Here is a 26,582-nt window from a genome sequence, read left to right as displayed (position 1 = left end):
CCAGCCCATATTGAATCCCGCCGCCTGCCTTGTCAAAGCATCATCGTCATCGCAGGACGCCGATGAGGGAAGATTGTCGCATTCGCATGGGCCAAGCTTCATGCTATGCAGCTTTCCAAATTTGATCGAAGGACATTCTTACATGCAGGACAAAACGCATCTGGTCGACGAGATCACCGGCCATCGTCGCATGCGGCGCAATCGCAAGGCGGATTGGACGCGCCGTCTGGTGCAGGAAAGCCGCCTCACCGTCGACGATCTCATCTGGCCGGTCTTTATCGTGCCGGGCAGCAATATTCTCGATCCCATTCCGGCGATGCCCGGCGTCAACCGCATGAGCGTCGACAAGCTGGTCGAAGCCGCGAAAGAGGCCGCCGATCTCGGCATTCCGGCAATCGCGACCTTTCCGAACATCGAAATGGAGCTGCGCGACGAGACCGGTTCCAACGCGCTCGAGGCGAATAATCTCATCAATCAGGCAACCATCGCCGTCAAGAAAGCCGTTCCCAATATCGGCATGATCACCGATGTCGCGCTCGATCCCTTCACCAGCCACGGTCATGACGGCATTCTGCGCGGCGACGAGATCGTCAATGACGAGACGGTAGAACAGGTCGTCAAGGCGGCGATCCTTCAGGCGGAAGCGGGATCGGACATTATTTCTCCATCGGAAATGATGGATGGCCGTATCGGCGCCATCCGTCGGGGTCTCGATGCCGCCGGGCACCAGAATGTCGGCATCATGTCCTATGCGACGAAATTCGCTTCGGGATACTACGGTCCCTATCGCGAGGCCATCTCCACGGCCGGCCTGCTGAAGGGCGACAAGAACAGCTATTACATCAGCCCTGCCAACGGCATGGAGGCGATCCGCGATGCCGCCCTCGACGTGGAGGAAGGTGCCGATATGCTGATGGTCAAGCCCGGCCTGCCCTATCTCGACATCTGCTGGCGGCTGAAGGAAAATTTCGGCCTTCCGACCTTCGCCTATCAGGTCTCCGGCGAATATACCCAGATCAAGGCTGCCGCGATGAATGGCTGGATCGACGGCGAGCGCGTGATGATGGAAACGCTTCTCTGTTTCAAGCGTGCCGGTTGCGATGGCGTTCTGACCTATTTCGCCATCGAGGCCGCACGCAAACTCGCAAAGGGCTAAGGCCCCGCACTTATTGTATTCGGTCGTTTTCTTCCCATATTGTCTGCTGACACGGCACTCATGCCGCGCTGTCATACCCTCTCAGGAGAAAACGACCGATGAGCCTCGACCAGAACCCCACTTATGCCGCACCGGATGACTGGCGCGCCTATAGCGGCGTCCTGAGCCGACGGGTCTTCGCGTTCCTGATCGATTATGCGATCGTTCTCCTGCTGTGCATTCCGGCCGCGGTCATCGTCTTCTTCCTCGGCGTGATTACCCTCGGCCTCGGCTTCTTCCTCTATCCGGCGCTGTTCGTCATCGTTGCGGTGCTTTATTTCGGCATGACACTTGGCGGCCCCTCGCAGGCGACCCCCGGCATGCGGGCGATGGGGATCGCGATGGCGCGGATGGACGGGCGGCGAATCGATTTCCTGCTGTCGACCGTTCACATCGTGCTTTTCTGGGTCATCAACTCGGTTTTGACGCCGCTGATCCTGCTTGCAGGCCTGTTTACCGAGCGTTCGCGCCTCGTTCACGACTTCCTGCTCGGCACCGTCATCGTCAGAACGCGCTGATATTGCGGAAAGCCACGCAAACGTGGCTTTCAAACCCCGCAAATGCCGCATCTCGCAGTTGACGTTTTCCGGCATTTTGCCATTCTGTGACATTATGCATGTCGCTTGAAGCGCCGCCGCCAACCCCGTGAAATCGCGGCGCGCTTTCATAACAGACGCAGGAGGCGATCACGGTTCGATGAACACGCAGGCGACGCCCTCTCCCCAATTCTATCTTACGGCGCCGGCCACCTGCCCCTATCTGCCGAACCAGATGGAGCGGAAGGTCTTCACCCATCTGGTCGGCCCGCGCGCTTCGGAAATGAACGATCTTCTGACCCAGGGCGGTTTCAGGCGCTCGCAGAACATCGCCTATCGCCCGGCCTGCGAAAACTGCCGCGCCTGCGTCTCCGTGCGTATCCTGACTGAACAGTTCCAGCCAACGAAATCGATGCGGCGCGTTCTTGCCGCCAACAGGGATGTCGTCGCCACGGTTCACGCCGCCGAGCCCTCCACCGAACAATTCGCCCTGTTTCGCCGCTATCTCGACCACCGCCACCAGTCGGGAGGCATGTCCGACATGTCGGCGCTGGACTATGCGATCATGGTGGAAGACACGCATGTGAACACCCGCATCATCGAATACCGCGTGCGCGAACCCGGCTCCGGCATCGATTCCAGCAAACGCGGCGAACTTCTGGCCGTGGCGCTCAGCGACGTGATGAGCGACGGCCTGTCGATGGTCTATTCCTTCTTCAATCCCGATCTCGAAAAACGCTCGCTCGGCACCTTCATGATCATCGATCACATCACCCGCACGCGCGCGCTCGGCCTGCCGCATGTCTATCTCGGCTACTGGGTCGATGGTTCGGAAAAGATGGGCTACAAGACCCGCTACCATCCGCAGGAACATCTGACGCCGCGCGGGTGGGAGGTTTATACGCCGGAAGAAAAGTAACGGGCTGGTCCAACCGTCAAAATCGCATGCTAAACTCCAATCAAACTTGGAGTATTTCAGATGAAAGCAACCATTTGCGAGTTCGGTGAAGAGGCAGGCGTTGTCATCCCGAAGGATATGCTTGAACGGCTTGGCTGGAAGATTGGCGACGTTCTCAGTTCAAGAACTGACGGCAACGTACTTGAATTGCGAACTGCTGAGCGCCCGAACGAAGAAGCAACAGGTGACTTTGATCGTCAGCTGGAACATGCACGGCAAGCGATGCGCAAGTACCACGTTGCTTTAAAAGCGCTCGCGAAGTCATAAGCACTAGGTGGTTTGATTGCCAAACACATGAGATTGAAAACGTCCCGGGACAGCCCCGGGACGACGTTCAAATATCAGCCGCCAAACTTCCCGCTGCGCGGAAAGCCCTTCGGCACGGTGCGGCCTGCCGTTGCGCGGTCGGCCAGCCATTCGCGCAGTTCTTCGCCCACCTTGTTGAAGAGACGCCCGGCCGTGTCGGACCATGACAAGCCTTCGGCAAGCGCGAAGCATTTCACGTCGACGACGCCGCCATCCTTGTAACGCTGCAGGCGCACACCCTTGCCGCGCGACATTTCCGGCACCTGCGAAAGCGGGAAGGCCAGGAGCTTGCGGTTCTCGCCGACGACGGCGACATGGTCGCCCGTGACCGGCACGGCGAGCTTGGCCTCATCCGGCATGGAGACATTCATGATCTGCTTGCCCTTGCGGGTATTCGCGACCATTTCGCTCTCGGGCACGATGAAACCGTTGCCGGCGGTGGAGACGAGCAGCAGCTTACGCGATGGATCGTGCACGAAGGCAGTCAGGATGTCCTGATCGTTCTCCATGTCGACCATGATGCGGATAGGCTCGCCATGGCCACGACCGCCCGGCAGCTTGTCGGCGCCGAGCGTATAGGCCTTGCCGCCCGTCGTCAGCAGCAGCAGCTTGTCGGTCGTCTGCGCCGGGAAGGCCAGCTTCGGGCCATCGCCTTCCTTGAAAGTGAGCGACGAGGTGTCGGACATATGCCCCTTCAGCGCCCGGATCCAGCCCTTCTGCGAGATGACGATGGTGACCGGTTCCTTTTCGATCATCGCCTGCTGGATGGCCTCGATATCGGCGTCCGGCGCATCCGCGAACTGCGTGCGGCGGCGGCCGATTTCGGTTGCCTTGGCATATTTCTTTTTGACCTCGCCGATTTCCCAGGCGACGGTCTGCCACTGCTTGTCATCAGAGGCAAGCAGCCCCTCGATCTCTGCCTTCTCGCTGCTGAGTTCATCAAACTCCTTGCGGATTTCGAATTCCTCGAGCTTGCGCAGATTGCGCAGCCGCATGTTGAGGATGGCTTCGGCCTGATTGTCGGTGAGCGACCACTTGGTCATCATCACCTGTTTCGGCTCATCCTCCTCGCGGATGATGCGGATCACCTCGTCGAGATTGAGATAGGCGACGAGCAGGCCGCCCAGAATTTCCAGCCTGCGGTCGATGGCCGCCAGACGGTGGCGGGAACGGCGGACCAGCACATCCTTGCGGTGCGCCAGCCACTCGCTCAGCACCTCGTTCAGCGCCATCACCTTCGGCACCTTGCCGAGCGACAGCACGTTCATGTTGAGCGGCAGGCGGCTTTCGAGGTCGGACAGGCGGAACAGCGATTCCATCAGCAGCGTCGCATCGACGGTGCGGCTCTTCGGCACCAGCACGATGCGCACGTCTTCGGCCGATTCGTCGCGAATATCCTCGAGCAGCGGCAGCTTGCGGGCAATCAGCAGCTCGGCGATCTTCTCGATCAGGCGCGATTTCTGCACCTGGAAGGGAATTTCGGTGATGACGATCTGGTAACCGCCACGGCCGAGATCTTCCGTTTCCCATTTGGCGCGCACGCGGAAACCGCCGCGGCCGGTCTTATAGGCATCGAGAATATTCTCACGGCTCTCAACGATCACGCCGCCCGTCGGCAGGTCGGGGCCGGGAATGAATTCCACCAGCTTTTCAACCGTCGCATCGGGATGCTTGATGAGATGGAGCGCCGCGTCGCAAAGTTCGTGGGCGTTATGCGGCGGGATAGAGGTCGCCATGCCCACCGCAATACCGGAGGCGCCGTTGGCGAGCAGATTGGGGAATGCGCCCGGCAGGACGACCGGTTCCTCGTCTTCCTCGTTATAGGTGGCGCGGAAATCCACCGCATCCTCGCCGATGCCCTCGAGCAGCAGCGCCGCAACCTCGGTCATGCGCGCTTCGGTGTAACGATAGGCGGCGGCGCCGTCGCCATCGATATTGCCGAAATTGCCCTGCCCGTCGACGATCGGATAACGCTGCGAGAAATCCTGCGCGAGACGCACCAGCGCGTCATAGACAGACTGGTCGCCATGCGGGTGGAATTTACCGATCACGTCACCGACGATACGGGCGCATTTCTTGAAGGCCGAGTTGGGGCGGATGCCCATTTCGCTCATGGCGTGAATGATGCGGCGGTGAACCGGCTTCAGGCCGTCGCGCACATCCGGCAGCGCACGATGCATGATCGTGGACAAGGCGTAAGCGAGGTAGCGCTCTTCAAGCGCCGCCTTCAAATCGACCGGATGAATGTTATCGTCTCCGCCGGACGGAGGTACAAGATTTTTTCCCATGGTGCTTGACTAGCGGAAATGCCGATTCCCGGCAAGAAATTCGGGGGTCGCGCCTGTGGATGAACGCAACCCTTTCATGCGATTTTTTGTTAACCGCGTTGCAAATACCGCAATGCCGCCGTCATGGGAATCGATCTAAATCCTATAGACCTTTGAATAATCGCGAATATAAGTATCAGCATTCGAATTCGAACACGGTACACAGCCGTACGTTGAGGGAAGAAACATCATGAGACTGAAATCCACCCGGCAGGTTCTTTTCGCGAGTGCCGCGCTTCTTACGCTTTCAGCGCCGGCTTTCGCGCTGGATGGCGGGGATGTGCTGAAGAAGATCAATGCGGCCTATGCCGCACAGGGCGGCGAGATCGCCGCCGGCTCCGTCGCCGTCAACGGCTCGACGGTGACCCTCAACAGCGTGACCTTCAACGCAGTCGCCGATCCGGCCAAGAAGATCCCGGTCGGTAATGTGACGCTCGAAGGCGTCGAGGAAAACAACGGCGGCTACAAGATCAAGAACGCCCGCTTCGACAATATCGACTACAAACAGGAAAACGTGGAGATCAAGGCAAGCGACATCTACATGTCCGGTCTCGTCATTCCCGCAGACTCCACCACCGGCACCGTCGATGCGCTGATGTTCTACGACGAAGCGCATAGCGGCCCGGTTTCCGTTTCCATCGACGGCAAGCCGGCTTTCTCGCTTGAGGAAACTAGCGCGACGATGTCGGTCAGCGATGACAAGAACTCTATCGGCTTCGAACTCGACGCTTCCGGTTTCAAGGCCGATCTCAGCGAAGTGACCGATCCTGCGACCAAGGACGCGATTGAAAAGCTGAAACTGCAGGCGCTCTCCGGCGACATGACCATGAGTGGCAGCTGGGAAGTGGCCTCCGGTACTATCGATGTTGAAGAATACGCCATCGACCTCGATGATGTCGGCCGCCTGAACATGTCGTTCGGTTTCTCCGGCTACACGCTCGCCTTCATCAAGTCGATGCAGGAGACGGTGAAGGCGCAGGCCGCCAATCCGAACAAGGAACAGGCGGACCAGGCAGCAAGCCTTGCCATGCTGGGTCTGATGCAGCAGCTCTCCTTCATCAACGCTGAAATCAGCTTTGAAGACGCCAGCATCACCAAGCGCGCCATCGACTATGCGGCAAGCCAGCAGGGTATGACGGGCGATCAGCTTGCCCAGACCATCAAGGGCATGGCCCCGATCATGATGGCCTCGCTCAACGTTCCGGAATTGCAGAACATGGTGTCGGCGGCCGTCAACGCCTATGTCGACAATCCGAAAAACTTCTCGATCACGGCGGAGCCGGAAAAGCCGGTTCCGTTCCCGATGATCATGGGCGCTGCGATGGGCGCACCGAACACCCTGCCGAAAATGCTCGGCGTCACGGTGACGGCAAACGAATAAAGCTAAAAAAGCCCCGGTCATGCCGGGGCTTTTCTTTTGCGCTCAGTGCAGCGGCGCGGCAGCGCCATCCTGTTTATCGTGCAGGGCGAAGCGGTCGATCATGTGGGCGCTCGCCTCGTTGACGCCGATCACCTCGACCCGCCTGCCGGCCTTGCGGAATTTCAGCACCACCTTGTCCAGAGCGCCGACCGCGGAAATATCCCACAGATGCGCCTGCGTGACATCGATTGTCACCGCCTCAACCTCCTCGGCGAAATCGAAGGCGGCAATGAAGCTTTCCGTCGAGGCAAAGAAAATCTGGCCATCCACGCGATAGATCCGCTCCCGGCCATCGGCTGAAAGCTCCGGCCGGACATGGAAGAGTTTCGACACCTTGCCTGCGAAAAACACGCCGGAGAGAAGGACGCCGGCCAGCACGCCCTTTGCAAGATCGTGGGTCGCAAGCACCGTGCCGACCGTCACCAGCATGACGATGCTTGACGATGGCGGGTTGCGACGCAGATCAAGGATGGAGCGCCACGAGAAGGTGCCGATGGAGACCATGATCATCACCGCCACCAGCGCGGCCATGGGAATGATACGCACGAGATCGTCCAGCACCAGTATGAGGAACAGCAGAAACGCGCCCGCGACGAAGGTGGACAAGCGGCCACGACCGCCGGAACTGACATTGATGACGGACTGGCCGATCATGGCGCAGCCGCCCATGCCGCCGATGAGGGCGGAGGCGATGTTGCTCGTCCCCTGCCCGATGCATTCCTGGCTCTTGTTGCTGCCCGTATCCGTCATGTCGTCGACGATCTGCGCCGTCAGCAGCGATTCCAGCAGGCCGACGGCGGCGAGCGCCACGGAATAGGGAAAGATGATCTGCAGCGTCTCGAAGGTCAGCGGCACCTGCGGCAGGGCGAATATCGGCAGCGTCGAGGGCAACTCACCGAGATCGCCGACCGTGCGGATATCCATGCCGGAGAAGACGGCGACACAGGTGAGAACGATGATGGCGACCAGCGGCGATGGCACGATCTTCGTGACCAGCGGGAAGAGATAGATGATCGCAAGACCGGCCGCGATCATGACGTAGGTTTCGACCGGCACGCCGATCAGCTCGGGCAATTGCGCCATGAAGATCAGGATCGCCAGCGCATTGACGAAGCCGGTCATGACCGAACGCGAGACGAAGCGCATCACCCGGCCGAGTTTCACAAGGCCCGCCAGAATTTGCAGCACGCCCATGAGAATGGTGGCGGCGAAGAGATATTGCAGCCCGTGTTCCTTGACGAGCGTGACCATCAGGACGGCGGTGGCGGCGGTTGCCGCCGAGATCATGCCCGGTCTGCCACCGGTAAAGGCGGAAACGCAGGCGATGGCGAAGGAGGCGAACAATCCCACCTTCGGATCGACCCCGGCGATGACGGAAAAGCCGATGGCTTCGGGAATGAGGGCGAGTGCCACGACAATACCGGAAAGGAGATCGCCGCGAATATTGGAAAACCACTCACGTCTGTAAGTCTGAAATCTGTTCATTTTATTTTTTCGCAAAGAATGACGCACCGGCCGGAGCCATGTCCGGTAGATTGAAATGAAATGTCGGTGCTTTGCGTTGTCTGGCGGATCGGCGGCCAGAAGAGCCACCCGGGATTTCACCGGGTCCTTGGTGAGTACCCCACCTATAAACAGCAAAAAAGCGGGCCGCAAGTTGCGCGCCCGCTTTCGATGTCTGCGATCGTACGCTTCAGGCCGCTTCGCGCCCGCCATACTCCCGCATTTCTGCATCGCCCAGACGGAACTGATGGACCAGTTGCTTGAGACGCGCCGTCTCGCCCGCCAGCATGACGCTGGCGGCATTGTTTTCCTCGACCATGGCGGCGTTCTGCTGCGTGCCCTGATCGAGATGATTGACCGCGGTGTTGATCTCGGAGAGCCCCAGCGACTGCTCTTTCGTCGCGGCGGCGATGGCTTCGATATGGTCGTTGATCGTCTTCACCGAGCCGCCAATGCGCGACAGGGCCGCGCCGGTTTCCCGCACGAAGCGCGCGCCGTCCTTCACCTCTGTACCGGAGGCATGGATAAGCAGCTTGATTTCGGCGGCGGCCTTCGCGGAGCGCTGCGCCAGTTCCCTGACCTCCTGCGCGACGACGGCAAAACCGCGCCCCGCCTCGCCTGCGCGCGCCGCCTCCACGCCGGCATTGAGCGCAAGAAGGTTGGTCTGGAAGGCAATCTCGTCGATGACGCCGATGATGTTGCCGATACGGCCTGACGATTGCTCGATCTTCTCCATCGCCATGATCGTATCGACAACGAGGTCGGCCGTGCGGCTGGCGTCCTCGTCGGTCGAATGGGCGACCGCGCGGGCTTCCACCGCACGCTCCGCCGAAATGCGGATATTCGCCGTCAGTTCATCCAGCGCGGCGGCGGTTTCCTCCAGCGAGGCGGCCTGCTGCTCGGTGCGGCGCGCGAGATCGGCGGCACTCTGGCTGATTTCCTGACTGCCGCCATCAATCGCCACGCTAGACTGCACGACGCCGGACATGGCGGCATCGAGCTGGCGGATCGTCCGGTTGAGATCGTGACGCAGGGCTTCGAAATCCGGGGCGAAAGGCTCGTTCAGTTCGAAGGAGAGATCGCCGTCTGCAAGGCGGCGAAGTGCGGCCGCAAGGCCGGTTGTTGCCTGCATCAGCCTTGCCTGCGCTTCGGTTTCCGCCTCGCGCTGGAACCGCGCCTTTTCGGCTTCGACCTGCTGCCGGGCCGCGAGCGCCTGCGTCTCCAGTTCGATTTTTGCGATGGCCGCCTGCCGGAAGATTTCCAGCGCATGGGCCATCGCGCCGAATTCGTCCCGGCGGTGCAGACCGGGAACGGCAAATTCCGTTTCGCCCTCGGCCAGACGGCGCATCGCTTCGGTAATTGCGGTCGCCGGGCGGGTTATCGAACGGCCGATGAGATAGACCCCGGCAAAAAGGCTCGCGACGGTGAGCGCTATAAGGGCGACGACAATCGAAACCGTTCTATCCGCCGCGGCGCTGTTCTCGAGAGCGCTTGCTTCCCGCTCCTGCCGGTAAATGGTGGAAATCTCCGCGACCACGGGCAGCAGCGCATTATAGGCGGAGGCGACGGTTTCGCGCGCCTTCTCCTCCTCCAGCACGGCCTGAGCATAAAAGCGGAAGGAGGCGGTATATATTTCCAGTGCATCCATGATGCGCTGACGCTCCGCGCCCGGCCGATATTCCAGCTTCACCAGCGCCTTGAAGGTCTCTACCTCGGCTGCGTGTTTTGCAACATAGGCCTCATCCCGCCGCAGGATGAAATCCTTTTCGTGCCGGCGCATCATCAGCATGCTGGCGCGGATTTCGGCATTGGCGACGACGTCGATGAGTTTTTCGATGGAATGCACGCCGTTGCGCATGGCGCCCTCAAGGCCCTCGGCGGGCGTGAGGCCCAGTTCCGCGTTCTTGGCGACCAGCGCCTTCATGCGATCATCATAGGCAACGACACCCTGCGCCAGCACGTCGAGTTTCGCACGCGTCTGCGGTGCGGCACCGCCGCCAAGGGAAGCGACGGACTGCTCGACCTTCCCCATCGTCTGGTCGAACTGCGCGACGGAATTCATATCTCTCGACAGCAGGAAATCCTTCTGGTTCAGGCGGCTTTCATGCAGGGCATCCACCAGTGTGGTCAACACGCCGTCCCTCTGGATCAATGCATCTTCAGCGACGCGATAACGCGCCTCCATCTGTCTTTGCCAGAGCAGCATGCCCGCGATGACGGCGATACCGCACAGCGCAGCCAGCGCCAGCATAGACACGCGATGCGCTATTTTGAACGTCGAGACCAGCGAAAACATTCAACCCTCGTTTGTGAAATTTCATGAGGGCGATGAATGATCGACAAGACTTAAGAAGTCCTCTACCGGATTTGTCAGTTTAATTAAGTTTTTATGACAACCCGCAGGTCAAATGGAAGAAGCGTACGACACCTGCAAGCAACAGGCCTGCACGAGCAAGATGTCTGCAATAGAAAAGAACGGATAAGAGGCGGGAGAGCAATGCTTTCCCGCCTCGCCCCATGCTCCCCGCTGTTCACGCCGGATGCCAAGCCGGATAAGGAAAAGCCGGCGTTTTGGCCGTCCGGACGATCCCTTCGGAGCGGACGGAAACTATGCCATATTGTCCGAGGTATTGCCTGCGCGTGAGGCTCCGTTGCCCGACCAGTCGACCTGCCTGGTGGCGTACATGGTTGCTGCAATGGCAATGAAGGAAATCACCGCACCGGCCAGCAGCGCATATTCATCTTCATTCAGAACCAGATACATGACGCCATAGGCGACCGCCAAAACCGTAAACAGCGCCACGCCACTCCTGCGACTATTGGTTGCGCTTCCGAGATAGGATGCGATCAGCGCCGCCGTCGACATCGATGCCGTGGCATAGGCGATCGCAAAGCCCGTATGCTCGGAGAGTGCAAGCAGCAGAACATAGAATATGACCAGAGCCAGCCCCGTCAGCACGTATTGTATCCAGTGCACGACATTGCCGCCCTTGAGTTCGACGATGAAGACGGCGAGGAAAACCAGCGAGATAAAACCGATCGAGTATTTCAGCGTCCGCGCAATGATCTGGTAGAACTTGACGGGTTCGACGAGATTGATCGTCATCAGGCTGCCCGACAGCGGCAGGCGCGTACCCTCCACCACGCGGTCTATGCCCCTTGCAAGATAGGGAATTGTCCAGCTGGCCTTGAAATCCGTGGCGGTGACAGTCTTTTGCTCGGGCAGGAACAGGCCTTCGAAGCCCGGATGCGGCCAATCGGCGTTTGCTGCAAAACTCGTCGTCTGGCCCGCCGGCGCAACGGCGAAACTGCCGGAGCCATTCAGGGAAAAGGCGATGTCGAAGGCGAAGCCCGTTTCGATGAGGTTTTTCTCAATCGGCCTGTGCACCCCGGCGTCGGACCGGATCGATACCTCTGGACCGGCGCGGTTGGTCATGACCGAAATATCCCGCATGCCGGGATCAAAGGGCAGAACCGGGCCGCCATCGATCTTGACGCCGGCGCTGGACCGGATGCCGGTAATATCCTGAATGCTAAGAACGAGAATGGCGTTGTCCAGTCGCGGCGTGCCGGAGAAGCGCGCAAGGTCCTGCAGGATACCGGAACCGAAGCGGCCTTTCAGCAACAGGTTGCCGTTATAGACCGGCAGGCTGTAGATCGACAGTTGCTTCTCCTCCGTCTTCAGGTCGGCCGTGACATCAAGCGTTTCCGGCATGACCAGTACCCACTCGGTGATGCGGTCGACAATGCTGCGACCGTCCACCTCGCGGCGGCGCTCCACATCGAAGGGCACGGCAAGATAGGGACCGTTCACCACCTGATCGCCACCCCAGCCATTCGCGATCCGTCCGGAAACCTCTTCCGCTCGCGAGGCACGCTCTTCCGTCAGCCCCCAAACCAGCAGGAGCGGCACGAGCAGAACCATCGATATGAAGCCGATCATCAGGAACTTGGCGCCCGGCGAGCGCAGACTGACAGCGAAATTGCCGCGCGGATGGGCTGGAGGAACCTGCCCGCCCGCCGGGGCAGTATCTTTTCCCGTTTCATGTACCATTCTGAAATCCTTCTAAATATGATCGCACCGGAACCGAGAACGAAGTTCGGCCGGCGCTGTCCCAAGTTTAAAACCCCTGATAGTCTTGCGTCCCCCAAGTGAACGCGGAACCTATACTGGGATCGGATTTCGGCTGATTATGTGCGGAATTCGGTTCGACTCGCGGTAAAATTGTGGTTTTGCCGCGTTCGTTGTAAAAAACGCAAAGGGCCGGCGTTGCCGCCAGCCCTTTGTTCGAAACCTGAATGGTTCCAGATCAGTCCTTCTTGGACGGAACGACGCGCAGCGCCAGCTCACGAAGCTGGGTCGGCGTTGCCGGCGACGGCGCGTTCATCAGCAAGTCCTGCGCCTGCTGGTTCATCGGGAACAGCGTGATTTCGCGCAGGTTCTTGGCGCCAACCAGCAGCATGACGACGCGGTCGATGCCGAAAGCGCAACCGCCATGCGGAGGCGCGCCGTACTGGAAGGCGCGGTAGAGACCGCCGAAGCGCTCTTCCACATCGCTCTGCGACAGGCCAACCTTTTCGAAGGCCTTGACCATCAGCTCTGGCGACTGGTTACGGATCGAGCCGGAGGCGATTTCGAAGCCGTTGCAGACCGCGTCATACTGGAACGCCTTGATGGAGAGCGGATCCTGCCCTTCCAGCGCTTCCAGACCGCCCTGCGGCATGGAGAAGGGGTTGTGGGCGAAGTCGATCTTCTTTTCTTCCTCGTTATATTCGAAGAAGGGGAAATCGACGATCCAGCACATTTCGAAACGGTCGCGGTCGATCAGGTTCAGCTCGTCGGCAGCGCGGGTGCGCGCCTCGCCGGCAAACTTGTAGAACTTGGCCGGATCGCCGGCGACGAAGAAGCAGGCATCGCCCGCCTCAAGGCCGAGCTGCTGGCGCAGCGCCTCGGTGCGTTCTTCGCCGATGTTCTTTGCAAGCGGACCGGAACCGCCGACCTTGCCGTCCTCTTCCTTCCAGAAGATGTAGCCGAGGCCGGGCTGGCCCTGAGACTGCGCCCATGCGTTCATGCGGTCGCAGAAAGCGCGCGAACCACCGGTCTTGGCCGGGATGGCCCAGACCTGAACCTTGGGGTTGGAAGCGATCATGTTGGCGAAGACCTTGAAGCCCGAACCGTCGAAATGTTCGGTCACGGCTTCCATGACGATCGGGTTGCGCAGGTCCGGCTTGTCGGAACCGTATTTGCGGATCGCCTCGTCATAGGGAATGCGCGGCCACTCTTTGGTAACCGGCTTGCCTTCGGCGAACTTCTCGAACACGGCCGTCATCATCGGCTCCATCGTGGTCCAGACATCTTCCTGGGTCACGAAGCTCATTTCGACGTCGAGCTGGTAGAATTCGCCCGGCAGGCGGTCGGCGCGCGGGTCTTCATCGCGGAAGCACGGCGCGATCTGGAAATAACGGTCGAAACCGGCCACCATCAGAAGCTGCTTATATTGCTGCGGCGCCTGCGGCAGGGCGAAGAACTTGCCTTCATGGATGCGCGACGGCACGAGGAAGTCGCGCGCGCCTTCCGGCGAGGAAGCGGTGAGGATCGGCGTCGTATATTCGGCAAAGCCGGCATCGGCCATGCCGGTGCGCATGGCGGAGATGATCTGCGTGCGCTTGACGATGTTCTTGTGCAGCGTTTCGCGGCGAAGATCGAGGAAGCGGTATTTCAGGCGAACGTCTTCCGGGTACTCCGGCTCGCCGAAGACCGGCAGCGGCAATTCCTTGGCAACGCCGAGAACCTCAATTTCCTGCGCATAAAGCTCGATCTCGCCGGTCGCCATGCCCTTGTTGACGGTGTCTTCCGAACGCGCCTTGACGAGGCCGTCGATGCGGATGACCCATTCGCCGCGAACCGTCTCGGCAACCTTGAAGGCCGGGCTGTCCGGATCGGCTACGACCTGGGTGATGCCGTAATGGTCGCGAAGGTCGATGAAGAGAACGCCGCCATGATCTCGCACGCGATGAACCCAACCGGAAAGGCGAACGGTTTCGCCGACGTCGGACTTGCGGAGAGCGGCACAGGTGTGGCTGCGGTAACGATGCATTTTTTTATCCTGGAACGTGTCGTGGGCCTGATCGAGGCCAGATGGGCGGCACTGTCGAAATTTGCCGGAAAAGCGCATGGCCAGCCTGATTTGTCAAGGCAAAGCACAACAATGTCACCTTCAGCCTGTCCTTTCCCCTGCCTTCGCTTTAGATAGGACTAATCCAGCCCGCCAAACCGAGTCGGCCCGCAATGAGCCAGATCAGACCTCTTATCCCGCTTCTCGTCACCGCCGGTATCCTGATCGGCGGCAATGGCCTGCAGGGAACCTATATAGCGCTGCGCGGTCTCTCCGAAGGATTTTCCGCCAGCACCATCGGCCTCATCAGCGCCGCCTACAGCTTCGGTTTCGCACTTGGCTGCATTTCGGTGACGCGGCTTCTGCGCAAGATCGGCCATATCCGCACCTTCGCCACCATGGCGGCCGTCGCATCCGCCGCAGCGATCGCCATGCCGCTCCTCATACATCCCCTGTTCTGGATGCTGATGCGCTTCGTCACCGGCATTGCCGTCGCCTGTCTTTTCGCGGCCATCGAAAGCTGGATCAACGCGCAGGTCACCAATTCCAATCGGGCGCGCACGCTCTCCATCTATCGTTTCGTCGATCTCGGCTCCGTCACGCTTGCGCAATATATCATTCCCGTCGCCGGCATCGACGGACCCGTGGTGTTTTCGCTGATCGCCATGGCGCTGACGCTGTCGCTGGTGCCGATCTCGCTTGCCGACAAATCCAACCCCGCGCCGCCGAAACAGATACCCTTCAATCTCTTCGCCGTCTGGCGCATCTCGCCGCTTGCCGTGGTCGGCTGCGTGGCCGTCGGTCTCAGCATGGCGGCGTTTCGCAATATCGGCCCGATCTATGCCGAACAGATCGGCCTTTCCGTCACCGCCATCGCCACCTTCATGAGCGCCGGCATCATCGGCGGCGTGGTGCTGCAATATCCGCTCGGCGTCTATTCCGACCGTTATGACCGGCGCATCATCATTCTCGCCACCACGGCGGGCTCGGTCGTCGTCGGCCTGTTTCTCGCCTTCTTTGCCGGAACCGATGAATGGAGCAACATCGTCGGCGTCTTCATCTTCGGCGCCTTCGCCCTGCCGCTTTATTCGCTGAGTTCCGCCCATGGCAACGACCATGCCAGGGAAGGCGAACACGCGATGATGTCGGCTGGACTGCTGTTCTTCTGGTCGGTGGGCGCAACCGTCGGGCCGCTGCTCGCCTCCGTGCTGATCGACCAGTTCGGCCCGAAGGCGTTGTTCAGCTATACAGCCGCGATCCAGATCGTTTTCATCGCCTATACCATCTACCGGCTGCAGGTGCGCGAAGGTGTGCCCGTGGAGGAGCGGAACTGGCGGTTCAGCTCGCTTTTGCGCACCTCAGCCTATTTCCAGAAGCTCGCCGCGTCTCCGCCACCCAAAAAGGATGAAGCGGAGCCCCATCCGCCCGAGAAAAACGATCCTTGAGCCTTCAAAAGCGGGCTTTGTATTGACATGCGCCCGGCAAAGGGAAAGTAAGACGGATAATTTTCACGATTGGCCAATAACAATGATTGAAACGACTGCCGCCCTCGCCGAAGCCTGCACGGAACTGGCGAAATCGGAATTCATCACCATCGACACCGAATTTCTGCGGGAAACGACCTTCTGGCCGGAACTCTGCCTCGTGCAGATGGCGAGCCCGACGCTCGAAGTGCTGGTCGATCCGCTGGCGAAGGGTCTCGATCTGACCCCTCTTTTCGAACTGATGGCCAATCCTGCCGTCGTGAAGGTTTTCCACGCGGCGCGCCAGGATATCGAGATCATCTACCATCTCGGCGGGCTTATTCCGCACCCGATCTTCGACACGCAGGTCGCCGCCATGGTCTGCGGTTTCGGCGATTCGATCTCCTACGACCAGCTGGTGCAGAAGATTAAAAACGTCCAGATCGACAAATCCTCGCGTTTCACCGACTGGAGCCGCCGTCCGCTGACCGAAAAGCAGCTGGATTACGCGCTGGCCGACGTGACCCATCTGCGCGACGTCTATCTCTCGCTGAAAGCCCAGCTCGAGCGCGAAGGCCGCTCGCTGTGGCTGACCGAAGAGATGGATATTCTCGAGTCTCGCGACACCTATGACATGCATCCCGACGATGCGTGGCTGCGGCTGAAATCGCGCCTGCGCAAACCGACGGAACTTGCCATCCTCAAATTCATCGCCGCCTGGCGCGAGCGTGAGGCGCGCTCCCGCAACGTGCCGCGCTCGCGCGTCCTGAAGGACGATGCGATCTTCGAAATCGCCCAGCAGCAGCCGAAGGACGCCGAGGCGTTGTCGCGGCTTCGCACCATTCCCAAGGGCTGGGAGCGCTCCGCCTCCGGCACCGCCATCGTCGAAACGGTGAATGCGGCGCTGGCGCTGCCGAAAGAGGAAATGCCGAAAGCGCCGCGTCACAGCCACGCGCCGGAAGGCTCAGGCGCTGCCGTGGAACTTTTGAAAGTTCTGCTGAAGCTGACGGCGGACAAGCATGGCGTCGCCGCCAAGGTCATCGCCAATAGCGACGATCTGGACAAGATCGCCGCCGAGGGCGAAAAGGCGACCGTGGCGGCGCTGACCGGCTGGCGGCGGGAACTCTTCGGCGATGTGGCGCTGAAGCTCATCAATGGCGAAGTCGCGCTACGTTTCGCCGGCAAGAAGGTCGAAGCGGTGGAGGTTGCGGCAAGCGAGCTGTAACGGCCCGCCGCTTTCCACCCCAACGGCGACGTCGTCGGCCGCTATAATCGCGATCCGAAAGGCATGGGCTGCGGCTTGAGCGGCTGGAAGGAGAACATGCCCTTCGATGTCGACGGCCGCACCTGCGCCGCCATCACCTTCGCCCGCAAGGGAGAAACCCTGTTCGACCGGGCCTGGATCGACGGCAACCGGCTGCGTTTTTCCGCCTTCCCCGTCAAATGGTCGAACCGCTCGCCCGATGACAGGCCGCAATCCCCGCTTGAAACCGTCTATTACAGAACATCCTATTAGGCGTATAAGGGCGGCAACGCCGATTTTGCGGCAACGGCGCAACAGCCTTACCAATCCTTCATGCAACCTTACCGATTGCTCACTTTTTGCGGCGCTTTTTCCACATTAATGTCGCATATGACCTGAACAGAAGCTTCGCCCGAAGGGAGCGGCCTGCCCTTCTTTCCCGAGACCAAAGCCTTCCCTTCCCGAGACCCAAGAACCGACATGAGAAAATTGCTGCCCATTCTGGATTACGTGGTGCTCTTCGTTGCCGTGGCCGGCAGCGGCGTGGCCTACGCCTTTCTGGAATACGGCGGCGGTGCATTGATCGGCGCGACCTATGCGCTGTTTGCCTGCGCACCCATCCTCGCCTTCGAGCGCGGTTACATCATGCCCGGCCTGTCGCGGCAGGTGAGCGCCCTGCCGACGCCGGCCTATATCGCCGTCGGCCTCGTCATCTATGCCATCCTCGTCTTTTGCGGCTTCGGGCTTGGCGGCACGATCCTGTGGTTGAGCGGGATATTTCCCGGCACCTGGAAACGCGCCGTCCATGCCGAGGTGCAGACGCTGATCTTCACCCTCATTGTCTGCGGCATCATCGTCTTCATCATGCGGGTGCGCGAGCTTCTCGGCCGCGATATCTTCATCGACCTCATCCTGGGGCGTTATCGCCGGCCGGTCAGCGAAGACCGCGTTTTCATCTTCATCGATCTCGTCGGCTCGACCTCCTTCGCCGAAACCCATGGCGACCTGAAGGCCCAGGAATTTCTCGGCGAAATCTTTGCAAGTTATGCCGCACCGGTCAGAAAACACGGCGGCGTCATCGACGACTATATCGGCGACGCCGCCATCATCACCTGGCCCTATCACATGGCGATAAGGCGGGCGGCCTGCGTGCGCTGCGTCTTCGATATTCAGGCGACCATTGAAAACACCCGCGACATGTGGCTCGCCCGCTTCGGCGAGGTGCCGCGCCTGCGCTTCGCCATTCATGGCGGGCCGGTCATCACCGCCGAAATCGGTGTCGACCATCACAAGATCACCTATTTCGGCGATACGGTGAACACGACCTCACGGCTTGAATCGCTAAGCAAGATGCTCGGCCACCCCGTGCTGATTTCCGCCGACCTCGCCCATCAGCTGGTGCTTCCGAAGGGCGTGCGCAGCGAATATCTGGGCGAACATGCCGTCAAAGGCCGTGGCCAGACGCTGGGCGTCTGCACGCTCAGCCAATATCAGGCGCCCGCCGCATAAGGGCAATCGACGGAAAAAAGCCGTGCGGCCCATCTGCCGACGATGGCCGTCATCAAAATTCATCAAAGCTTCAAACGGCAATCACCTGCCTGTCATGCGACCACCCTATCGCGTCAATCCTGTCTTCAACAGGTATTGAGAGGGGTCTCCATCATGAAGCACATTCTTTTCGCACCTTTCGCGGTTCTCGCGCTCGCCACTGCGGCGCATGCGTCGGAAAAGGAATTTCCGGCAAAGCTCGTTTCGCACGCCATTCTGCCTGCCAACACCATGATCGCCGCACCTGCCGATGCGCCGGAGCACCTCAAGACCTCCGCCAAATTCACCACGGCCGACCGCAAGCGCGCCGAGGGCCTCGGCACCGTGCCCGGCAAGGACGGCGTGCGCCTGACCGGCCTTTCCATGCCGTTCAACGGCCAGCCGATGCAGGGTTTTTCCGGCATCAGGGCGATGCCGGACGGCAGCTTCTGGAGCCTTTCCGACAACGGTTTCGGTTCCAAGCTCAATTCCAGCGACGCCATGCTGATGCTTCACCATCTGAAGTTCGACTGGGACGCCGGCAAGGTCAATGCGCTTGAAACCGTGTTCCTCTCCGATCCCGACATGAAGGCGCCCTTCCCCATCGTTCTGGAAGGCTCGAGCAAGCGTTACCTGACGGGCGCGGATTTCGACGTCGAATCCATTCAGCCTGTCGCTGACGGTTTCTGGGTCGGCGAGGAATTCGGCCCCTACATCCTGAAATTCACCCGCGACGGCAAGCTGACCGACGTGATCTCGACCAAGGCCGGCGACATCGAAGTGAAATCTCCCGACCATCCGGCTCTTGCCCTGCCCGGCAATCCCACGCAGAAAATGCCCGCTTTCAACCTGAAACGGTCAGGCGGTTATGAGGGCATGGCGCTCTCCAAGGACGGCTCGAAGCTCTACGGCCTGCTGGAAGGCCCGCTCTACATGGCCGACGGCCAGGTGGAAAAAACCGAAGACGGCGCGACCGCGCTGCGCATCATCGAACTCGACACCGCCAAGAAGGCGTGGACCGGCCGCAGCTGGCTTTATCCGCTGGCGGAAGGCGGCGAGGCAATCGGCGACTTCAACATGCTGGATGACACCACCGCCCTCGTCATCGAGCGCGACAACGGCGCCGGCACGGCCGACAAGGCCTGCGCCGACCCCAAGGCTCCGGCTGCGGATTGCTTCGCCCGCCCTGCCAAGCTGAAGCGCATCTACAAGATCGAATTCAACGACGCCAATGTCGGCAAGGCCGCCCGCAAGATCGGCTATATCGACCTGATGAAGATTGCCGACCCGGATAACAAGAAGCGTCAGGGCGGCGGCGACGGCTACTACGACATGCCTTTCGTCACCATCGAGAATGTCGACCGCGTCGATGCCACCCATATTGTCGTCGGCAACGACAACAACCTGCCCTTCTCGGCCGGCCGTGCACTGGACAAGGCTGATGACAACGAATTCGTTCTGCTGGACGTCAAGGACCTGCTCGAGGCGAAGTAAGACCACGGCTGCTGTCACTTGCTTTGACGGCCGCGAATGATCCGGACGGAGCGCCCGGCAGACACAAATGTCTGCATGGCGCTCCGTTCCGATTTTCCGGAGCTAGAGCAATTCCGGTGGGTGCCGGTTCACCTCCATTGCTCTAACTCTTTGTTTTTACGCATTTCCGGACGCAAAACCGAGCGCACTTTCGCTGGAAATGCTTTAACCGAAACATGCTTGCGGAAAAGAAGACGTTTCATGCAGGACCATGCAGAAAGACTTTATTACGCCCTGAAGAAAAGCTGGTCGGGGGAGACGAGCGGCCTCTGGTCGCGCGAAAACCCCGCCAAGGGGCAAGGCAGTGTCACCGCGCTGGTGGTGCAGGATATTTTCGGTGGAGAGCTTGCCAAAACCGCTGTCAGCGGTGCCGACCATTTTTACAATATCGTCGAAGGCACCCGCTGGGATTTCACCTTCAGCCAGTTCGATATTCCGGTCGGCTATCAGGACAGGCTTGCCAGCCGCACCGAAGCCATGGCGACGATAACGCCGCTGCAATATGCCTATCTCAGCGCCTGCATCCGCAAGGCGCTCGGGCACGGCTGAGCCATTTGCAAAGCAGTGCCAGCCCATTGCCGTTTCGATCCACGCATCACGGCACGGTGGCCAGCCAGGGTGTTGCGTTTCAGGACCACGATTTCAATCTTTCCCGCAAAGCGGACACAATCCTTGCGATAATATCGCCCGGTGAAATGGTTGTACCGACAGGAGAGATATTCGATGAGTGAGAGTTGCCCGGTCCTGACACCGGCGGAACGGCAGGTACAGGCCATATTGGAACGCACGGAAGCAGCGATGATGGCCACCATTAACGCAGCGCTCGAACGTGCCAGCAAAGAGGTCACTGAGGCATTCCGGGCCGTCGATTCAGACATGCAGCCGCCGCCCCACGACTATTTTGCCGCTGTCGCCCATCAGCAGCTCTTCCTGATGTTATGCGGAGCCGACCCGAAAACCTTCGAGGGCGGAGACCCCGAAATTGCCGGCCACATCATTCGGAACGCGCAAAACATATCCGACCACTACTGGAAGAAAACGCCTGCCGCGGCGGATGTCCCCGGCAAGTGATACATTCCGCATGAAGACAGGATTTCGCGTCACGCGGCATCGCGCGCGATCTGCGTTTTAGAAAGGAGGCCCGGCCCGGCCGGGCTCCTTTGGCCATTCCACGTCACAGCACCTTCATCATCGCCGGTTAAGCAGGCGCAAATCCGGAGGCTGGAATGGATTCGACCGCACAGATCAAGCGCCCGAAAATCGCAGAGACCGTCATCCATGCGACGGCGAGCATAAGAGATTCCAGTATCGGCGAATGCTGCGAGATCCTGGCTGACACCTCCCTGCACAATGCCGACCTCGGCAATTACTCCTATCTTGGACCCCGTTGCATGGTGGGCGATGCAACGATTGGAAAGTTCTGCGCCATCGCCGCAGAGGTCAGGATAGGCGCTCCGAACCATCCGATGGACCGGCCATCCATGCACCGTTTCAGCTATTGCCCTGAATATTATTCTGCGGATGCCGTGCGCGATGACGCCTTTTTCGACCGGCGCAGGGAGGACCGCGCCGTCATCGGTCACGATGTCTGGATCGGTCACGGGGTTATCGTCTTGCCGGGTGTCACGGTTGGAGACGGGGCAGTGCTCGCCGCCGGCGCGGTCGTCACCAAAGATGTGCCGCCCTACACCATCGTCGGCGGCGTTCCCGCAAAGATCATTCGCGAACGATTTTCGCGGACCCTCGCGGAAAAGCTTGCATCAATCGCATGGTGGGACTGGCCATTCGAAACGATCATGGCGCGGCTTTCCGACTTTCAGTCGAGCGACATAGAAGCCTTTTGCGAGCGCTGGTCCTAGCGGACGCAAGAACCGTTCCTGCCACAAAACGGAAACATCGCCGTTCGTTATTCGAACACGAACGCCAGCCGCTTGCCCGTCAGCTTCGCCAGTTGCTGCAAACGCCCGTCCAGTCGCTCGCCGGCGAAATCGCAATAATCATGCGGCACGACAAATTCCAGATCGAGATCGGGATTGCCGGATTTACGGAATTTGAGGTGGTCGACGACACCCGGCATCGAGGCCGAGAAGAGATAGACGACGCGCAGCAGGCCGCCGAGCAATTTACCGAGCTCCTGCAACCGGTCGCCCGCCATGGCGGCGAGCGGCTGCGTGGTGCCGTTGTCGTTCAGACCTTCGAAGCGATAATAATTGGCGAGCGCAATATAGGCGCGGCCGGGATGGGTGATCGCCACGAAAGAAGAGTGGGCGATGATGTTGAGCGCCTGCAATCCGCGATAGTCGGGATGGGCGCGCCAGCTGATATCGGCGAGAAGGCAGGCCGCCTGCCGGTAACGGCTCTCCTCTTCGGTCTCGTCAACGCCGAAGACCGGGAAGGTGCGGCCGCTCCAGTCCGCCAGTTCGCGCGCATGTTCCGGCGAGCGGGCGCGCAGAATGGCAAGTTCATCGGCGGCAACCAGCAGCGGATCGGAATCCCGCTCTTCTTCCGTCAACAGCGAATAGAGATAACCTTCGCGCACGCCCTGCGCCGAGAAGGCGATCCTGGCCGGCTTCATCATTTTCAGAACTTCGCGCATGGCGATGGCGCCGAAGGGCAGAAGCGAGCGGCGGTTCTTGGAGACCGCCTGCCAGGCTGGATCCTTGCTATCCCGGGAGACGATGACCTCCTCGAGAAAATTCAGCATTTCCTCCAGCGGCAATTCGTAGCCCTGCATCATATGCAGCGGATAGCCCGATATCTCCATATGCAGCTTGGCGATGTTTCGCCAGGTGCCGCCCACCGCGTAAAAGGTGCGCCCTTCACCCGCCGCCAGAAGCTTGGCGAAGGATTTGACGTGTTTTCTGGCAATCGTCGCCGCTTTTTCCAGCGAGCCGTCCGACTGCTCCGACAGCCGCAGGCCGCCAAGCGGCAGGGTGATGCCCTCGCCGCAGCTCTTGCCCTTGATGTCGATGAGTTCGAGCGAACCGCCGCCGAGGTCACCGGCGATGCCATCTGGATCATGGAAACCGCTGATCACGCCATAGGCGGAATAAAGCGCTTCCTTTTCGCCTGACAGTACCTCGATCTCGCAGCCGAGAATGGCTTCGGCCTCGCGGATGAAATCCGGGCCGTTTTCCGCCTCACGCGCCGCAGCCGTCGCCAGCACATAGAGCTTCTGCGCCTGCGCCTGCTCGGAAAGGACATGAAAACGCCGAAGCGCCATCAGCGCCCGGCTGACGCCTTCCTCATGCATGCGGCCCGTCAGCGCCAGTCCCTTGCCAAGGCCGCACAGGACCTTTTCATTGAACAGCACCGCAGGCGCGCGGGAAAGACCTTCATATACGACGAGACGAACGGAGTTCGAACCAATATCTATGACGGAAACGGGGGCAAGGCCGGTCAGCCGCCCCTGTGCTTCTGATCGAGTCATTCAGCCTGTTTCTTGCGGGACGAAATCAACCCGGCAATCAATTTGGGCGCACTGGATTTCAAGGCTTCACCACGTCCGGAAAGGCTGGGATTGGTCATGAAATAGTGCTGCGCGTTGAACGGTTCTTCGCCTTTACGCACCTCGATGCGCCTCGACGTTCCGTCCGCAAGTATCTCGTAGCTCTGCTGGTTGTCAATGAGATTGCCCAGCATAATCTGTGAAAGAACCTGCTCATGCACGGTGGGATTGGTGAGCGGAACTAGCGTTTCCACGCGCCGATCAAGGTTGCGCGGCATCATGTCGGCCGAACCGATATAGACCAGCGCCTTGTCCGACGGCAGGCCGAAACCGTTACCGAAGCAGAAGATGCGGCTGTGTTCGAGGAAGCGGCCGACGATGGATTTGACGCGGATATTGTCGGACAGGCCCGGCACCTGCGGGCGCAGGCAGCAGATGCCGCGTACGACGAGATCGACCTCCACGCCCGCAGCACTTGCGCGGTAAAGAGAATCGATGATTTCAGGGTCGACCAGCGAATTCATCTTCATCCAGATCGCCGCCGGCGCACCGCGCTTGGCGTGCTCGATCTCTTCATTGATGTGCTTTACGATGCGTGCGCGCAGCGTATAGGGCGAAATGGCGAGCTTCATGCCCTCTTCCGGCTCGCCGTAACCCGTGATGAAGTTGAAGATATTCGCCATGTCATGGGCGATCTTCGGGTTGCAGGTGAAGAAGGACAGGTCGGTATAGATCTTGGCGGTGATCGGGTGATAGTTGCCGGTGCCGAGGTGGCAATAGGTTCTGAGCTTGCCGTCCTCGCGGCGCACCACCATCGACATCTTGGCGTGGGTCTTGAGTTCGATGAAGCCGAAGACGACTTGCACACCGGCCCGCTCCAGGTCGCGCGCCCAACGGATATTCGCCTCTTCATCGAAACGCGCTTTAAGTTCGACCAGCGCGGTAACGGATTTGCCGGCTTCCGCCGCATCGATCAGCGCGCGAACGATCGGGCTGTCATTGGAGGTGCGGTAAAGCGTCTGTTTGATGGCGAGCACTTCGGGATCGCGCGCGGCCTGCAGCAGGAACTGCACGACCACGTCGAAGCTTTCATAGGGGTGGTGAACCACCATGTCCTTTTCGCGGATGGCGGCGAGGCAATCGCCGGCATGTTCGCGCACGCGCTCGGGGAAACGGGCGTTGTATGGTTCGAATTTCAGGTCGTCGCGCGGCGCGCGGACGATTTCCGAGATGGTGTTGAGCGCGAGAAGGCCGGGCAGAACGGCGACGCGATTATCCGGCACGCCAAGCTCGTGCACCACGAACTGGCGCAGCGACTGCGGCATTTCGCTGTCGGTCTCGATGCGGATAACGGAACCGCGGCGGCGGCGTTTCAGCGCGCTTTCGAAGAAACGGACCAGATCTTCCGCCTCTTCTTCGACTTCGATATCGCTGTCGCGGATGATGCGGAACGTGCCGAATCCCTTGACGCTATAGCCGGGATAAAGCCGGTGAATGAACAGGCCGACCACATCTTCCAGCGTGATGTAACGGATGGCGTTCTTGTCATCCGGCAGGCGCACGAAACGGTCGAGCGCCGGCGGCAGGCGCAACAGCGCCGTCATCGGCTCGCGGCCGTTGACGCTGTCGAGCTGCAGACCCATCGAGAAACCGAGGTTCGGAATGAAGGGGAACGGATGCGCCGGGTCGATGGACAGCGGCGTCAGCACCGGGAAAATGCGTTCCTCGAATTCGGTGCCGAGCCAGGTGCGATCCGCATCCGAAAGTGCTGCCGGCCGCACGATGAAGATTTCTTCCTTGGCGAGATATTGCTGCAGAACGGCAAGCGAGGCCTGCTGCTCCATCTGCAGATTGTCGATTTCCTTCAGAATATCTTCGAGCTGCTCGGCCGGCGTCTTGCCGTCCGGCGTCTTGACGGTGATCTTCTGGCGCACCTGCCCTTCGAGGCCGGCAACGCGGACCATGAAGAATTCATCGAGGTTGGCGGCCGAGATGGAGAGGAAGCGCAGCCGCTCCAGCAGCGGATGATCCGTGTTCAGCGTTTCTTCGAGAACGCGGCGGTTGAACTGGAGCCAGGAGAATTCGCGGTTGATGAAACGCGCCGGGCTGTCCCACAGGCTCTCGCCTTCGGTCACCGGCTGAACCTTGTTGAAGTCTTCCTGCGCGATAGCGTCCATTCCCTGTTCCATCCCCTGACCGATTTCCGTCCCGTGATCCTGCTGCATCGCGCGATCGTCCTTCTTGCCCGTATAACAGTTTGACGACGGAACTGTGACAGTCAATCGACGTCCAGTCCGCTGCCCGCTGCTGCGTTGTCCATCGCATTGAGGACCTCCGCCACCAGCGGCCGTGTAATTCTCGTTCCACGCGAAAGCGCCAGCCGGTCGATCCGGTCCACGATCGTCTGCGCCGTATCGAGCGAACGCTCCATTCTATTGACGATGTAACCTATGAGTTTGTCATCCATGTAAAGCTGCCGGTCGGCGAAGAGTTTCACCAGCACCTGCGCCAACAGCCCCTCGTCCGGCTCGCCGGTTTCCACCACCGTTACGGCTTTGAGGCGCGAGCGCAGGTCGGGCAGCGTCACCGGCCATGCGGCCGGCCATTGCCGGCTCGTCATCAAAAGCGTGGTGCCGTGCTGGCGTACGCTGTTGATGACATGGAAGAGTTCGGTTTCGTTAAAACCGCGCCGGTCGGCGTCCTCGAAAAGAACCGGTCCCGTTTCGGCAGCACGCGCGGCATCGGAGCCTGTCTCGGGGTGAATGTCGCGCGCATCGCTGATATTTTTCCAGATATTGGCGAGATGCGATTTTCCCGAACCCGGCGGCCCGGCCAGCACGACGACGGGCGAGCGCCAGTTCGGCCATTCATCGATGAGGCTGACGGCAGCCGCAAGCGAGGCGGAGACGAGGAGATCATCCCTGCCGGAAGCGGACTGGTGTGAGAATGCGAGCGGCAGCTGCTCGGCCTTCGACCGGGCGTTGTCGGTTTTGATTTGGTCAGTCAT

20 protein-coding genes, 1 pseudogene and 1 other annotated feature are annotated in these 26,582 nt (G+C 60.2%); of the genes and pseudogenes, 13 read left to right on the top strand and 8 right to left on the bottom strand.

What is annotated here, in order from left to right; genetic code table 11:
- The first annotated feature begins 142 nt into the window (after positions 1–142).
- The 4 genes from hemB to I3J13_RS00180 all read left to right on the top strand — a co-directional run bounded on the left by hemB (position 143) and on the right by I3J13_RS00180 (position 2,956).
- Positions 143–1,156, top strand: a complete 1,014-nt coding sequence (hemB, locus tag I3J13_RS00195) for a porphobilinogen synthase (RefSeq protein ID WP_137452083.1) — start codon at positions 143–145, stop codon at positions 1,154–1,156.
- Between the two features lie 98 nt (positions 1,157–1,254).
- Complete coding sequence (locus I3J13_RS00190) at positions 1,255–1,713, top strand: RDD family protein (protein WP_035217820.1); 459 nt, start codon at positions 1,255–1,257, stop codon at positions 1,711–1,713.
- A gap of 178 nt (positions 1,714–1,891) precedes the next feature.
- Positions 1,892–2,650 carry an arginyltransferase gene (locus tag I3J13_RS00185; protein ID WP_003520795.1) on the top strand — a complete coding sequence of 253 codons (759 nt, stop codon included), beginning with the start codon at positions 1,892–1,894 and terminating at the stop codon, positions 2,648–2,650.
- Between the two features lie 60 nt (positions 2,651–2,710).
- Complete coding sequence (locus I3J13_RS00180) at positions 2,711–2,956, top strand: AbrB/MazE/SpoVT family DNA-binding domain-containing protein (RefSeq protein WP_196377674.1); 246 nt, start codon at positions 2,711–2,713, stop codon at positions 2,954–2,956.
- Positions 2,957–3,030: 74 nt separating this feature from the next.
- On the opposite strand, the gene parC is transcribed toward I3J13_RS00180, so the two are convergent.
- Positions 3,031–5,283, bottom strand: a complete 2,253-nt coding sequence (parC, locus tag I3J13_RS00175; protein WP_196377673.1) for a DNA topoisomerase IV subunit A — start codon at positions 5,281–5,283, stop codon at positions 3,031–3,033.
- Between the two features lie 229 nt (positions 5,284–5,512).
- On the opposite strand from parC, the gene I3J13_RS00170 reads away from it, so the two are divergent.
- A complete protein-coding gene (locus tag I3J13_RS00170; RefSeq protein ID WP_003520791.1) occupies positions 5,513–6,703 on the top strand; it encodes a hypothetical protein in 1,191 nt (396 codons plus the stop codon).
- A gap of 42 nt (positions 6,704–6,745) precedes the next feature.
- Here the strand turns inward: I3J13_RS00170 and I3J13_RS00165 are convergent, their stop codons facing one another.
- The 4 genes from I3J13_RS00165 to aspS form a co-directional block, all read right to left on the bottom strand.
- The gene (locus I3J13_RS00165; RefSeq protein WP_196377672.1) at positions 6,746–8,227 is read right to left on the bottom strand and encodes a SulP family inorganic anion transporter; all 1,482 of its coding nucleotides are present in this window, start codon (positions 8,225–8,227) and stop codon (positions 6,746–6,748) included.
- A 74-nt stretch (positions 8,228–8,301) separates the two neighbouring features.
- Positions 8,302–8,357, bottom strand: a sequence feature (sul1 is cis-regulatory element that is thought to sense ions involved in sulfur or methionine metabolism; They are found in Alphaproteobacteria).
- A gap of 78 nt (positions 8,358–8,435) precedes the next feature.
- On the bottom strand, positions 8,436–10,541 hold the full coding sequence (locus I3J13_RS00160; protein ID WP_196377671.1) for a methyl-accepting chemotaxis protein: 2,106 nt from the start codon (positions 10,539–10,541) through the stop codon (positions 8,436–8,438).
- 312 nt (positions 10,542–10,853) lie between these two features.
- Positions 10,854–12,299, bottom strand: coding sequence for a cell envelope integrity protein CreD (gene creD / locus I3J13_RS00155; protein WP_196377670.1), 1,446 nt, complete (start codon positions 12,297–12,299; stop codon positions 10,854–10,856).
- Between the two features lie 256 nt (positions 12,300–12,555).
- Positions 12,556–14,343 carry an aspartate--tRNA ligase gene (gene aspS, locus I3J13_RS00150; protein WP_196377669.1) on the bottom strand — a complete coding sequence of 596 codons (1,788 nt, stop codon included), beginning with the start codon at positions 14,341–14,343 and terminating at the stop codon, positions 12,556–12,558.
- A gap of 191 nt (positions 14,344–14,534) precedes the next feature.
- On the opposite strand from aspS, the gene I3J13_RS00145 reads away from it, so the two are divergent.
- The 8 genes and pseudogenes from I3J13_RS00145 to I3J13_RS00110 all read left to right on the top strand — a co-directional run bounded on the left by I3J13_RS00145 (position 14,535) and on the right by I3J13_RS00110 (position 21,986).
- A complete protein-coding gene (locus tag I3J13_RS00145) occupies positions 14,535–15,806 on the top strand; it encodes an MFS transporter (RefSeq protein WP_196377668.1) in 1,272 nt (423 codons plus the stop codon).
- Positions 15,807–15,888: 82 nt separating this feature from the next.
- Entirely contained in the window at positions 15,889–17,049 is a 1,161-nt protein-coding gene (gene rnd / locus I3J13_RS00140; protein ID WP_196377667.1) for a ribonuclease D, read from the top strand.
- A 30-nt stretch (positions 17,050–17,079) separates the two neighbouring features.
- Positions 17,080–17,340, top strand: a pseudogene (locus I3J13_RS00135) (hypothetical protein); the annotation flags it as partial.
- Between the two features lie 207 nt (positions 17,341–17,547).
- On the top strand, positions 17,548–18,576 hold the full coding sequence (locus I3J13_RS00130) for an adenylate/guanylate cyclase domain-containing protein (protein ID WP_125145898.1): 1,029 nt from the start codon (positions 17,548–17,550) through the stop codon (positions 18,574–18,576).
- 153 nt (positions 18,577–18,729) lie between these two features.
- Positions 18,730–20,088, top strand: a complete 1,359-nt coding sequence (locus tag I3J13_RS00125) for an esterase-like activity of phytase family protein (protein ID WP_196377666.1) — start codon at positions 18,730–18,732, stop codon at positions 20,086–20,088.
- Between the two features lie 240 nt (positions 20,089–20,328).
- A complete protein-coding gene (locus I3J13_RS00120) occupies positions 20,329–20,676 on the top strand; it encodes a YunG family protein (protein ID WP_065654053.1) in 348 nt (115 codons plus the stop codon).
- A 174-nt stretch (positions 20,677–20,850) separates the two neighbouring features.
- On the top strand, positions 20,851–21,198 hold the full coding sequence (locus I3J13_RS00115) for a hypothetical protein (RefSeq protein WP_196377665.1): 348 nt from the start codon (positions 20,851–20,853) through the stop codon (positions 21,196–21,198).
- A gap of 155 nt (positions 21,199–21,353) precedes the next feature.
- On the top strand, positions 21,354–21,986 hold the full coding sequence (locus I3J13_RS00110; RefSeq protein WP_196377664.1) for a DapH/DapD/GlmU-related protein: 633 nt from the start codon (positions 21,354–21,356) through the stop codon (positions 21,984–21,986).
- A 47-nt stretch (positions 21,987–22,033) separates the two neighbouring features.
- Here I3J13_RS00110 and ppx read toward each other — a convergent pair whose 3' ends face one another.
- The 3 genes from ppx to hdaA are packed head-to-tail and all read right to left on the bottom strand — an operon-like array spanning position 22,034 to position 26,582.
- Positions 22,034–23,557, bottom strand: a complete 1,524-nt coding sequence (gene ppx, locus I3J13_RS00105; RefSeq protein ID WP_003520777.1) for an exopolyphosphatase — start codon at positions 23,555–23,557, stop codon at positions 22,034–22,036.
- Entirely contained in the window at positions 23,554–25,857 is a 2,304-nt protein-coding gene (locus tag I3J13_RS00100) for an RNA degradosome polyphosphate kinase (protein WP_371259433.1), read from the bottom strand. The genes ppx and I3J13_RS00100 overlap by 4 nt, the downstream gene beginning before the upstream one ends.
- A complete protein-coding gene (gene hdaA / locus I3J13_RS00095; RefSeq protein ID WP_196377663.1) occupies positions 25,854–26,582 on the bottom strand; it encodes a DnaA regulatory inactivator HdaA in 729 nt (242 codons plus the stop codon). The genes I3J13_RS00100 and hdaA overlap by 4 nt, the downstream gene beginning before the upstream one ends.

It is taken from the genome of Agrobacterium leguminum (assembly GCF_015704895.1).
GTDB classification, from domain to species: Bacteria; Pseudomonadota; Alphaproteobacteria; order Rhizobiales; family Rhizobiaceae; genus Agrobacterium; species Agrobacterium leguminum.
The sequence above is the reverse complement of the archived record's forward strand: the minus strand, read 5'-3'. Positions and strand labels throughout refer to the sequence as shown.

Excerpts from the sequence above, each read along its gene's own strand:
- hemB (WP_137452083.1), top strand. The coding sequence starts at position 143 with ATGCAGGACAAAACGCATCTGGTCGACGAGATCACCGGCCATCGTCGC.
- I3J13_RS00190 (WP_035217820.1), top strand. The coding sequence starts at position 1,255 with ATGAGCCTCGACCAGAACCCCACTTATGCCGCACCGGATGACTGGCGC.
- I3J13_RS00185 (WP_003520795.1), top strand. The coding sequence starts at position 1,892 with ATGAACACGCAGGCGACGCCCTCTCCCCAATTCTATCTTACGGCGCCG.
- I3J13_RS00180 (WP_196377674.1), top strand. The coding sequence starts at position 2,711 with ATGAAAGCAACCATTTGCGAGTTCGGTGAAGAGGCAGGCGTTGTCATC.
- parC (WP_196377673.1), bottom strand. The coding sequence starts at position 5,283 with ATGGGAAAAAATCTTGTACCTCCGTCCGGCGGAGACGATAACATTCAT.
- I3J13_RS00170 (WP_003520791.1), top strand. The coding sequence starts at position 5,513 with ATGAGACTGAAATCCACCCGGCAGGTTCTTTTCGCGAGTGCCGCGCTT.
- I3J13_RS00165 (WP_196377672.1), bottom strand. The coding sequence starts at position 8,227 with ATGAACAGATTTCAGACTTACAGACGTGAGTGGTTTTCCAATATTCGC.
- I3J13_RS00160 (WP_196377671.1), bottom strand. The coding sequence starts at position 10,541 with ATGTTTTCGCTGGTCTCGACGTTCAAAATAGCGCATCGCGTGTCTATG.
- creD (WP_196377670.1), bottom strand. The coding sequence starts at position 12,299 with ATGGTACATGAAACGGGAAAAGATACTGCCCCGGCGGGCGGGCAGGTT.
- aspS (WP_196377669.1), bottom strand. The coding sequence starts at position 14,343 with ATGCATCGTTACCGCAGCCACACCTGTGCCGCTCTCCGCAAGTCCGAC.
- I3J13_RS00145 (WP_196377668.1), top strand. The coding sequence starts at position 14,535 with ATGAGCCAGATCAGACCTCTTATCCCGCTTCTCGTCACCGCCGGTATC.
- rnd (WP_196377667.1), top strand. The coding sequence starts at position 15,889 with ATGATTGAAACGACTGCCGCCCTCGCCGAAGCCTGCACGGAACTGGCG.
- I3J13_RS00130 (WP_125145898.1), top strand. The coding sequence starts at position 17,548 with ATGAGAAAATTGCTGCCCATTCTGGATTACGTGGTGCTCTTCGTTGCC.
- I3J13_RS00125 (WP_196377666.1), top strand. The coding sequence starts at position 18,730 with ATGAAGCACATTCTTTTCGCACCTTTCGCGGTTCTCGCGCTCGCCACT.
- I3J13_RS00120 (WP_065654053.1), top strand. The coding sequence starts at position 20,329 with ATGCAGGACCATGCAGAAAGACTTTATTACGCCCTGAAGAAAAGCTGG.
- I3J13_RS00115 (WP_196377665.1), top strand. The coding sequence starts at position 20,851 with ATGAGTGAGAGTTGCCCGGTCCTGACACCGGCGGAACGGCAGGTACAG.
- I3J13_RS00110 (WP_196377664.1), top strand. The coding sequence starts at position 21,354 with ATGGATTCGACCGCACAGATCAAGCGCCCGAAAATCGCAGAGACCGTC.
- ppx (WP_003520777.1), bottom strand. The coding sequence starts at position 23,557 with ATGACTCGATCAGAAGCACAGGGGCGGCTGACCGGCCTTGCCCCCGTT.
- hdaA (WP_196377663.1), bottom strand. The coding sequence starts at position 26,582 with ATGACTGACCAAATCAAAACCGACAACGCCCGGTCGAAGGCCGAGCAG.